This is a genomic window from Terriglobales bacterium (genome assembly GCA_035624475.1).
Lineage (GTDB): Bacteria > Acidobacteriota > Terriglobia > Terriglobales > Acidobacteriaceae > DASPRL01.
Genome location: DASPRL010000220.1, coordinates 1 through 8,332 on the forward strand (window position 1 = coordinate 1; position 8,332 = coordinate 8,332).

An 8,332-nucleotide genomic window follows, 5' to 3' on the forward strand; every position below is an offset into this window, starting at 1 on the left:
CTCTCAGTGCTGGTGCCTCCAGGGATCGGCCGCGCGATGGTCCCACGCGGAGAGCACGGGAAGCTGTCCCACCGCGCCCTCCTCGAAGGGGCAAGGCTTGCCCTCGAGGTGGTCCTCGAACTCCTTGCGGAACTTCTTGACCATGCTGATGACCGGCATGGCGGCGGCGTCGCCCAGCGGGCAGAAGGTCTTGCCCAGCATGTTCTCGGCCAGGTAACGCAGGTTGTCGATGTCCTTGCTGACCCCGCCGCCGGCGTGGAAGCGCACCAGGGTCTTCTTCAGCCAGTCGGTGCCCTCGCGGCAGGGGATGCACCAGCCGCACGACTCGTGCTGGTAGAAGCGGGTGGTGCGCAGGCAGAACTTGACGATGCAGGTAGCGTCGTCGAGCACGATCACCCCGCCCGAGCCCAGGAAGGTGCCGATCTTGGCCAGGCTGTCGAAGTCCATGGCCACGTCCACTTCATCGGCAGTCAGGATGGGGACGGAGGAGCCGCCCGGCACCACCGCCTTGAGCTTGCGCCCGGGACGCATGCCCCCGGCCACCTCGTAAATCATCTTCTTCAGGTTGTAGCCCAGGGGCAGCTCGTAGACGCCGGGCTTGGCCACGCAGCCGGAGAGGCAGAAAAGGCGGGTGCCGCCGTTCTTGGGCGTTCCCAGCGAGGCGTACCAGTCGCCGCCTCCCAGGATCACGTGGGGGACGCTGGCCAGGGTCTCGGCGTTGTTGATGACGGTGGGCCCGCCCCACAGCCCCACCACCGCGGGGAAGGGAGGCCGGATGCGGGGAATGCCGCGCTTGCCTTCCAGCGACTCCATGAGCGCCGACTCTTCGCCCACCTCGTAGGCGCCGGCGCCGGTGTGGGAGGCGATGTCGAAATCGCGGCCGCTGCCGAAGATGTTCTTTCCCAGGAAGCCGCGGGCGTAGGCGTCGGCCAGAGCCTTCTCCATGATGCGCAGCAGGTAGCGGTACTCGCCGCGCAGGTAGATGTAGCCGCGCTTGGCGCCCACCGCCAGCCCGGCGATGATCACGCCCTCGATCACCGAGTGCGGGTCGTGCTCGAAGATGAGGCGGTCCTTGCAGGTGCCGGGCTCGCTCTCGTCGCCGTTGCACAGGATGTACTTGGGCTTGGGCGACTCCTTGGGGACGAACGACCACTTCATGCCGGCGGAGAAGCCGGCGCCGCCGCGCCCGCGCAGCGCCGACTTCTTGACCTCCTCGATGATGGCGTCGGGAGTCATGGCCAGCGCCTTCTCGACGGCCTTGTAGCCGTCGAGGGCGAGGTAGCGGTCGATGTCGGTGGCCCCCTTGCCAAAGCGCTTGGAGACGACCTTCACCTCGTCGGGATGGGAGACCAGATCAGCCATGGAACCAATTGCAGATTGAAGATTTCAGATTGCAGATTGCCTCGGCCCTTGGCGCGGCGGAAGGGAAATCTTCAATTTGAACTCTGCAATCTGAATCCTCACTCCTGTCCTTTCCTCAGTTCATCCAAAATCTGTTCTGCGCGCTCGGCCGTGAGCTTCTCGTGGTACTCGTAGTTCACCTGCATGGCCGGTCCCCAACTGCAGGCCCCGATGCACTCCACTTCCTCGAGCGAGAACATGCCGTCGGGCGTGACGCCCTTGTGCCCGATGCCCAGCTTGCGCTTGCAGCCGTCGAAGACCTTCTCCGCGCCCGCCAGCATGCAGGAGATGTTGGTGCACACCTGCACGTTGTACTTGCCGACAGGCTGGGTGTGCAGCATCGAGTAATAAGAGATGACGTTGCGGACCTCCAGTTCGGTCAGCTCCAGCCGGTGGGCCAGCTCGGCGACGATCTCGTCGGTGATGTGTCCCGCTTCGTCCTGCGCATAGAGCAGCATGGGCACCAGCACCGAGCGCTTGGTCGGATAGTTGCCTAGCATCTGCTGGTAGCGCTTCTCGAGTTGTTCCGAGAACTGCATCGTCCTTGCTGACCCCTGATCCCTGACTCCTACCGGTCAATCTCGCCCAAAACGATGTCGATGCTTCCTATCGCCGCCACCACGTCCGCGATCAGCCGGCCCTCGCACATCTTCGAGAGTGCCTGCAGGTTGGCGTAGGAGGGTGAGCGCATGTGCACGCGGTAGGGCTTGGCGGTACCGTCGGAAACCACGTAGTAGCCCATCTCGCCGCGCGGCGACTCGATGGCCTGGTAGACCTCGCCCGCCGGCACCGGGAAACCCTCAGTCACGATCTTGAAGTGGTAGATGAGCGCTTCCATCTGCGTCTTCATCTTCTCGCGGTCGGGAAGGACGACCTTGGGCGCGGCCGCCTTGACCGGGCCCTCGGGCATCCCCGCCAGCGCCTGCTGCACGATCTTGTTGGACTCGCGCAGTTCCTCGACGCGCAGGATGTAGCGCGCGAAGACGTCGCCGTCCTGCGAGACCGGCACCTGGAACTGGAACTTCTCGTAGCTGGAGTAGGGCAGATCGCGGCGCAGGTCCCAGTCCACGCCGCTGGCGCGGGCGGTAGGGCCGGTGGCGCCCAGCGCGATGGCATCTTCGCGCGAGAGCTTGCCCACGCCCTGGGTGCGATTCAGCCAGATGCGGTTGCCGGTCAGCAGGTCTTCGTACTCGTCCACCTTCTCCGGGAAGCGGTCGGCGAACTGCTTCACCCGCTCGAAGAAGCCCAGCGGCGGCTCCAGCGCCAGGCCGCCCACGCGGAAGTACGAGGTCATCATGCGCTGCCCGCTGACCATCTCGAAGAGGCGCAGCACGTCCTCGCGCTCGCGGAAGCAGTAGAGGAAGACGGAAAGCGCGCCGATATCCATGGCGTGCGTGCCCAGCCACACCAGGTGAGAGTTGATGCGCGTGAGTTCGTTGAGCAGCACGCGCATCCACTGCGCCCGCGGCGGGATTTCCAGCCCCAGCAGCTTCTCCACGGCCAGCACGTAGCAGAGGTTGTTGGTCAGAGGGCAGAGGTAGTCGATGCGGTCGGTGAGGGGCACCACCTGCTGGTAGAACTTGGCCTCGCAGGTCTTCTCGATGCCGGTGTGCAGGTAGCCGATGTCGGGCACCATGCGCACCACGTTCTCGCCGTCGATCTCCAGGATGAGCCGCAGCACGCCGTGGGTGGAGGGATGCTGGGGACCCATGTTCAGGATCATGGTGCGGTCCTGCCCGGCCTCCAGCACCGGCGTTGGCGTGAGGTGGGCCATGCTTACCGGAATCCCTCGACCGGGTAGTCCTTGCGCAGGGGATGTCCCTGCCAGTCTTCCGGCATGAGCAGGCGGCGCAGGTAGGGATGCCCGGCGAAGCGCACCCCGAACAGGTCGAAGACCTCGCGCTCGAAGAAGTTGGCGGCCGGCCACACGCTGGTCACCGACTCCAGGTTGGGGTCGTCGCCGGGCAGGCGCACCTTCAGCCGCACCCGCTCCTTGCGCGGGATCGACAGCAGGTGGTAGATGACCTCGAAGCGGGGCTCGCCGGGATGGCGGTCCACGCAGGTCAGGTCGGAGAGGAAGTCGAAGCGGGTGGCCGGGTCGGCTTCCAGGATGGCACAGGCCTCGCGCAGCGCGCTGCGCTCCAGGGTGAGGGTAAGCTCGTCGCGGTCGAGCACCGCCGCCTGGACCGCCGCCGGCTTCCAGGCCAGCAGGCGCGCCAGCGCCGGGTGCTCTTTCAGCGCTTCGATCGTGCGGATGGCGGGCGCGAGTGCCATCTACAGGCCGCTCCCTCCGGGGCGCGACCAGTCCAGCGCTCCCTTCTTCCAGATGTAGAAGAACCCCGCCAGCAGCACCCCGATATACACCAGCATCTCCCAGAAGCCGAACATCTTCAGCTCCCGATAGATCACCGCCCAGGGATAGAGGAAGACCGCTTCCACGTCGAACAGGATGAAGAGCATGGCCACCAGGTAGAACTTCACGGAGAAGCGCTGGCGGGCGTCGCCGGTGGGCAGCATGCCGCACTCGTAGGGCTGGAGCTTGGCGCGGGTGGGCCGGCGCTTGCCCACCAGGGCGGAAAGCAAGACCATTCCGCCGGCCAGCGCCATGACCACCAGCACATGGATCAGCAGCGGGAGGTAGCGGGCGAAATAGTTGTCGGGCATAGGGTTAGCGTGCTATAACAAGCGCGCCTGCGACACCAAAACTGTCCACTATAAAATCACGGTGGAAGAGTGTCAAATGAGGGAAAGCGGCCGAGCGCGGCCGTCTCGCAGGGAGATGGGGCAGCCTCAGAACCCAGGTCATGATCTTCGGCTTCAACACTGACATCAAGTCGGGCGAAACCGTGTACCACGTGCAGAGCGAGGCGCGGGAGGCCGACCTGCTGCTGCAGACCCAGGTGTTCGTGCGCGGGCGCTGCATCGGCAAACGCGCCTCCTCTTACGCCGAGCGCGTGGCCGAGCCCGGCTTCGCCGACGAGCAGATGCATGAATTGCTGAAGGCCCAGCACCGCCAGGTGCTGGAGGCCGTCCGCGAGGGCAAGGTCGAGTCCCTGCTGGCCGGCGAGATCCAAGACTACGACGGCTCCGGCCTGGTCCTGCGCTGGACCAATGCCCAATCCGTCTTCACCGAGAACACGGTGGTGCTGCGCTTGGAAGTCACCGACCGCGGCGCCCCGGTGGAGGGCGCCAAGCTCACCACCCGCTTCGCCGTCTCCAACCAGGCCCCCATCTACTCCCAGGCACTCACCGACGCCGCCGGCATCGCCGAGACCAAGGTCTTGTTGGAGGAATCTTCGCTGCCCGAGGCGGTGGTGCTGGTGCAGGCCGCGCACGACGGCAAGTCGGCCACCCGCAAGTTCCGACTGCGCCGCGGCTGAGGCTTTCCCCGGGCCCCGCATGATCTTCGGCTTCAACACCGACGTGAGGTACGGCGACATCCTCTATCACGTCATGACCGAGCCTCGCCCCGACGACCTGCTCTTCCAGAGCGTGGTCTTCGTGCGCGGGCGGTGCCTCGGCAAGCGCGCCTGGTCCTACGCCGGCCACACCCGCCGCCCCGGCTTTTCCGAGCTCCAGATGCACGAATTGCTCAAGGACCAGCACCGGCGCGTGCTGGAAGACATCCGCATGGGCAAGCTGGCGCTCCTCCTGGGCGACGAGGCTGAGGTGACGGACGTGGGCGGCGAGTTGGGACTGAAGTGCCTCAACCCGGAGACGCTCTATTCCTCGAGCGGTCTGGCGGTGGAAGTGCAGGTCACCGCGGGGGGGCAGGGAGTGGCGGGCGCGCATGTGACCGGCCGCGTCGGCAACGCGCCCATCAGCGCCGAGACCCGCACCGACGCCCAAGGCGTCGCCCGCATCCACCTGCCCCTGGAGCGGCTGGCGCCCGGCGACCTGGCCCTGTGGGTGGAGGCTGGCTTGGGCGGTAAGTCTGTCACCCGCAAACTGCGCCTCCGCAAGAACGTCTAGAATCGATCCAGGATGCGCATCCATCTCAACGGGGAAGAGCGGGAGGTGGCGGAGGGCCTGAGCCTCGCCGCCTTGATCGCACAACTGGGGATGAAGGCCGACCGGGTGGCCGCCGAGCTGAACCGCGAGATCGTGCCGCGCGAGCGCTGGGCCCAGACCGCACTCCACGACGGCGACCGCCTGGAGGTCGTCCACTTCGTGGGCGGGGGCAGGGAAGCGTCGTAGAATATGTCGATGCGCCTGCACCCGGCTGCCGCCGTTCTCCTGCTCGCCGGGACACTGAGCGCCGCCGCCCAGCAAGGCCCGCCGGCCAGCCCCGCATCTCCGCTGCCCTGCCGGGACCACGACGTCGACGAGTACCTGGCCGAGATCCACAAGCGACACCGCAACAAGAATCCGCTGCCCGAGAACGCCTGCATCCTGGGCTGGTGCCGTCACCCCGGCGCACCCGGGAGCGACCCCGTCTCGCACCCGCCCCAGGCCCCGCCCGTGGCTTCCACGCAGGCGCAGAAGGGGCCGCCGGGCGAGAGCTCCAGCCAGGCGGGCAACTCGGGCCCCGCGGAACTGCACGGCACCTCGCTCTACGACCCCATCGCGGGAGCCAAGAACGCCGAGGCCGGCGACTATTACTTCGACGAGAAGAATTACCGTGCCGCGCTCAGCCGTTACCAGGAGGCGCTTGGGGACAAGCCCGACGACCCCGCCCTCCACCAGCGCCTGGGGCGCACCTGGGAGAAGCTCAACGATCCGGCAGCCGCTTTTGAGCACTACGACGCCGCGCTGATCCTGGCGCCGGACGGTCCGGGCGCGAAGCCGGCCAGGGAAGGGCTGGAGCGTCTGCGCCCGCAGCTGGAGAAGGCGGGGATCGATACCGCCAGGATCCACGAGCGCAACGCGGCGGCCATCGCAGCTTCCTGTCCTGCGGCGAAGCCCTAGTCCGTGGCGGGCGGCGCCCCGCTCTCTCGCGGAGGGTGTCTCGTTTCGAGTTTCGGGTCTCACGGGTTCCCGCCTGAAACGTGAGACCTGGAACCTGAAACGGCCTGTTGCCTCCCCCGGTTCCCACCCCTCCAGAATTCCGCTTGACTCCTGACATTTCACACCTAGAATGTTTCAAACAAATTTCTGGCATCCTGTTTGAAACAGAGACCTTGCCAAATGGTTCAGGGCTACAGTTCGAAGCAGGTGATGGCGCTGACCGGGATCTCGGCGCGGCAACTGCAGTGGTGGGACGAGCGCGGCATCGTGGTGCCCGCCCGCCACGGCCACCGCCGCTTGTACTCGGTGGAGGACCTGGCCGAGGTGGCGGTCATCACCGAATTGCGCCGCCGCGGCTTCTCCCTGCAGCGGGTGCGCAAAGTCCTGCGCTTCCTCGAGCGCGAGCTGGGCCGGCGGCTGTTCGAAGCGGTCACCGGCACCGAGTACCACCTGCTCACCGACGGCCGCCGCATCTACCTGGAGAACTCGGCGCAGCAGGTCGTCGACATCCTCAAGAACGCGCGCCAGCCCATGTTCGCCATCTGCCTGAGCGACACGGTGCGGCAGATCCGCGCCGACCTGCGCCAGGGGAAGAAGCACTCCACCTCGGCGAAGGCCGCGCGGGGGGCGCAGCGCGGCAGGGGGATCGCATGAGCTCCCGCCGCTTCCGCCTCGGCCGCGCCGTCCTGCCCCCGCGCGGGGGCGGCAGTCCGACCTTCATCCGTCCTCTTCAGGGAGGCCCCGCCGCAGGGCGGGGCTTTTTTGCAGCATCCGATCGCGGAGTTCGGGGCCGCGACGGGCAGGCGCCACCACGGAGGTCCCATGGTCGCTGAACTGGAAGTGCTGAGCGAATGGATCCCGGAGCAGATGCAACCCGGCACCATCTTCGTGCTGGAGAACGCCGGCGAGATCGGCGACGAGCGCGATCCCTACTGGGCGGTGCTGGCCTGTCCCGACTGCGGCACCCTCGGCCTCATCACCCGCAAGCAGATCGCCGGGCTGCTGCCCGTCATCTGCGGCTCCGACCATTGCTCCGCCCAGTTCTTCATCCGCGACAGCGAGATCGTGCCCCGGAGACCCAGCTAGGGGCAATCGGGTCATCGGATCATCGGGTCATTTCAAGACCAACCGCCGCCCTGGCCCATTCCATTTCGCATTGTCATCCTGAGCAAGCGCGACTGGCCCTGATCCCGCCTTGCGGGAGAAGGGGCAAGGGAGTGCGCAGCGAAGGATCTATGTTTCTCCTTGCGCCCCGAGTCGGTCCCTCGGGTCGCCCTCGCTGACGCTGCGGGCTTCCTGGGGACTGGGATTTCCTCCCGCCCTTACCCCGGGCTTACGCCCGGGGCTAGGTTCTGTCGCCCTTGCGGGCTGCATTTGATCGGGACTGCGGGGCTTCCTACGGAGTGCAGCGTTCGACGGCCTGCAGGACGGGTTCGCCATCGTGAAACCGGAGCCGGACCGCCGATAGATGGCTGTTCTGACTGCCGTCTTCAAGCAAGACATTCCCTTGGGCACAAAGCTCGGGTGCCTTCTTGTCAAAGACCGCCCGCTCGGCCTGGATGGTGACCAGGTCGTAGGTAATCAGGACTTGCACCCGGTTGGCGGTTCCGCTCTTCCCGGCGCTCAGGTAGCGATAGGCACTGCCTTCGAGGTGCCGTTCAGCATACCGAATCGAGAGCGGCAATTCTCCCGAGCGGCTTCGTACCGGGAATGACTCGTCGTCGTGTGCTGGAACCCAGCGGGCTCCCATGGATCCCTTCCGCTCGCCCGTCATGACCACGTAATCAGCAATGCCGCATTGCAGCAGGTACAGATTCAGCGACGCTGCCCTGTCTGCTCGGACGCGAAAGGATGACCGCAGCAACGGACACATGCCTGGCACTTCGATAGCGGCTTGATAAGTGCCTGGCGGCAGTTGGACCGAGTACTGGCCGTTCTCGGAGGTGAGCGAGTCGATTTGTCTCCCGTGTCCCCTGAAACTGAT

General features: G+C 66.3%; 12 protein-coding genes. 6 read left to right on the forward strand and 6 right to left on the reverse strand.

The features are described 5' to 3' along the window. Positions 1-3: 3 nt before the first annotated feature. The 5 genes from nuoF to VEG08_09175 form a co-directional block, all read right to left on the reverse strand. Complete coding sequence (gene nuoF / locus VEG08_09155; protein ID HXZ28148.1) at positions 4-1,362, reverse strand: NADH-quinone oxidoreductase subunit NuoF; 1,359 nt, start codon at positions 1,360-1,362, stop codon at positions 4-6. 98 nt (positions 1,363-1,460) lie between these two features. Continuing rightward, positions 1,461-1,940: an NAD(P)H-dependent oxidoreductase subunit E gene (locus VEG08_09160; GenBank protein ID HXZ28149.1), complete on the reverse strand. Its 480-nt coding sequence runs from the start codon at positions 1,938-1,940 to the stop codon at positions 1,461-1,463. 29 nt (positions 1,941-1,969) lie between these two features. Beyond that, positions 1,970-3,175, reverse strand: coding sequence for an NADH dehydrogenase (quinone) subunit D (gene nuoD / locus VEG08_09165; protein HXZ28150.1), 1,206 nt, complete (start codon positions 3,173-3,175; stop codon positions 1,970-1,972). A gap of 2 nt (positions 3,176-3,177) precedes the next feature. Beyond that, on the reverse strand, positions 3,178-3,675 hold the full coding sequence (locus tag VEG08_09170; protein ID HXZ28151.1) for an NADH-quinone oxidoreductase subunit C: 498 nt from the start codon (positions 3,673-3,675) through the stop codon (positions 3,178-3,180). Continuing rightward, positions 3,676-4,065: an NADH-quinone oxidoreductase subunit A gene (locus VEG08_09175; GenBank protein HXZ28152.1), complete on the reverse strand. Its 390-nt coding sequence runs from the start codon at positions 4,063-4,065 to the stop codon at positions 3,676-3,678. A gap of 140 nt (positions 4,066-4,205) precedes the next feature. Between VEG08_09175 and VEG08_09180 the strand changes: the two genes are divergently transcribed. From VEG08_09180 to VEG08_09205, 6 genes are all read left to right on the forward strand, one after another. Next, the gene (locus VEG08_09180) at positions 4,206-4,781 is read left to right on the forward strand and encodes a hypothetical protein (protein HXZ28153.1); all 576 of its coding nucleotides are present in this window, start codon (positions 4,206-4,208) and stop codon (positions 4,779-4,781) included. 19 nt (positions 4,782-4,800) lie between these two features. Beyond that, on the forward strand, positions 4,801-5,373 hold the full coding sequence (locus VEG08_09185; protein HXZ28154.1) for a hypothetical protein: 573 nt from the start codon (positions 4,801-4,803) through the stop codon (positions 5,371-5,373). A 12-nt stretch (positions 5,374-5,385) separates the two neighbouring features. Continuing rightward, the gene (thiS, locus tag VEG08_09190) at positions 5,386-5,598 is read left to right on the forward strand and encodes a sulfur carrier protein ThiS (GenBank protein ID HXZ28155.1); all 213 of its coding nucleotides are present in this window, start codon (positions 5,386-5,388) and stop codon (positions 5,596-5,598) included. 9 nt (positions 5,599-5,607) lie between these two features. After that, the gene (locus tag VEG08_09195) at positions 5,608-6,309 is read left to right on the forward strand and encodes a tetratricopeptide repeat protein (protein ID HXZ28156.1); all 702 of its coding nucleotides are present in this window, start codon (positions 5,608-5,610) and stop codon (positions 6,307-6,309) included. A 219-nt stretch (positions 6,310-6,528) separates the two neighbouring features. Then, positions 6,529-7,002, forward strand: coding sequence for a MerR family transcriptional regulator (locus VEG08_09200; GenBank protein HXZ28157.1), 474 nt, complete (start codon positions 6,529-6,531; stop codon positions 7,000-7,002). A gap of 168 nt (positions 7,003-7,170) precedes the next feature. Further along, complete coding sequence (locus tag VEG08_09205; GenBank protein HXZ28158.1) at positions 7,171-7,434, forward strand: hypothetical protein; 264 nt, start codon at positions 7,171-7,173, stop codon at positions 7,432-7,434. Positions 7,435-7,744: 310 nt separating this feature from the next. On the opposite strand, the gene VEG08_09210 is transcribed toward VEG08_09205, so the two are convergent. After that, a partial coding sequence (locus VEG08_09210; protein ID HXZ28159.1) for a carboxypeptidase-like regulatory domain-containing protein occupies positions 7,745-8,332 on the reverse strand: 588 nt, incomplete at its 5' end.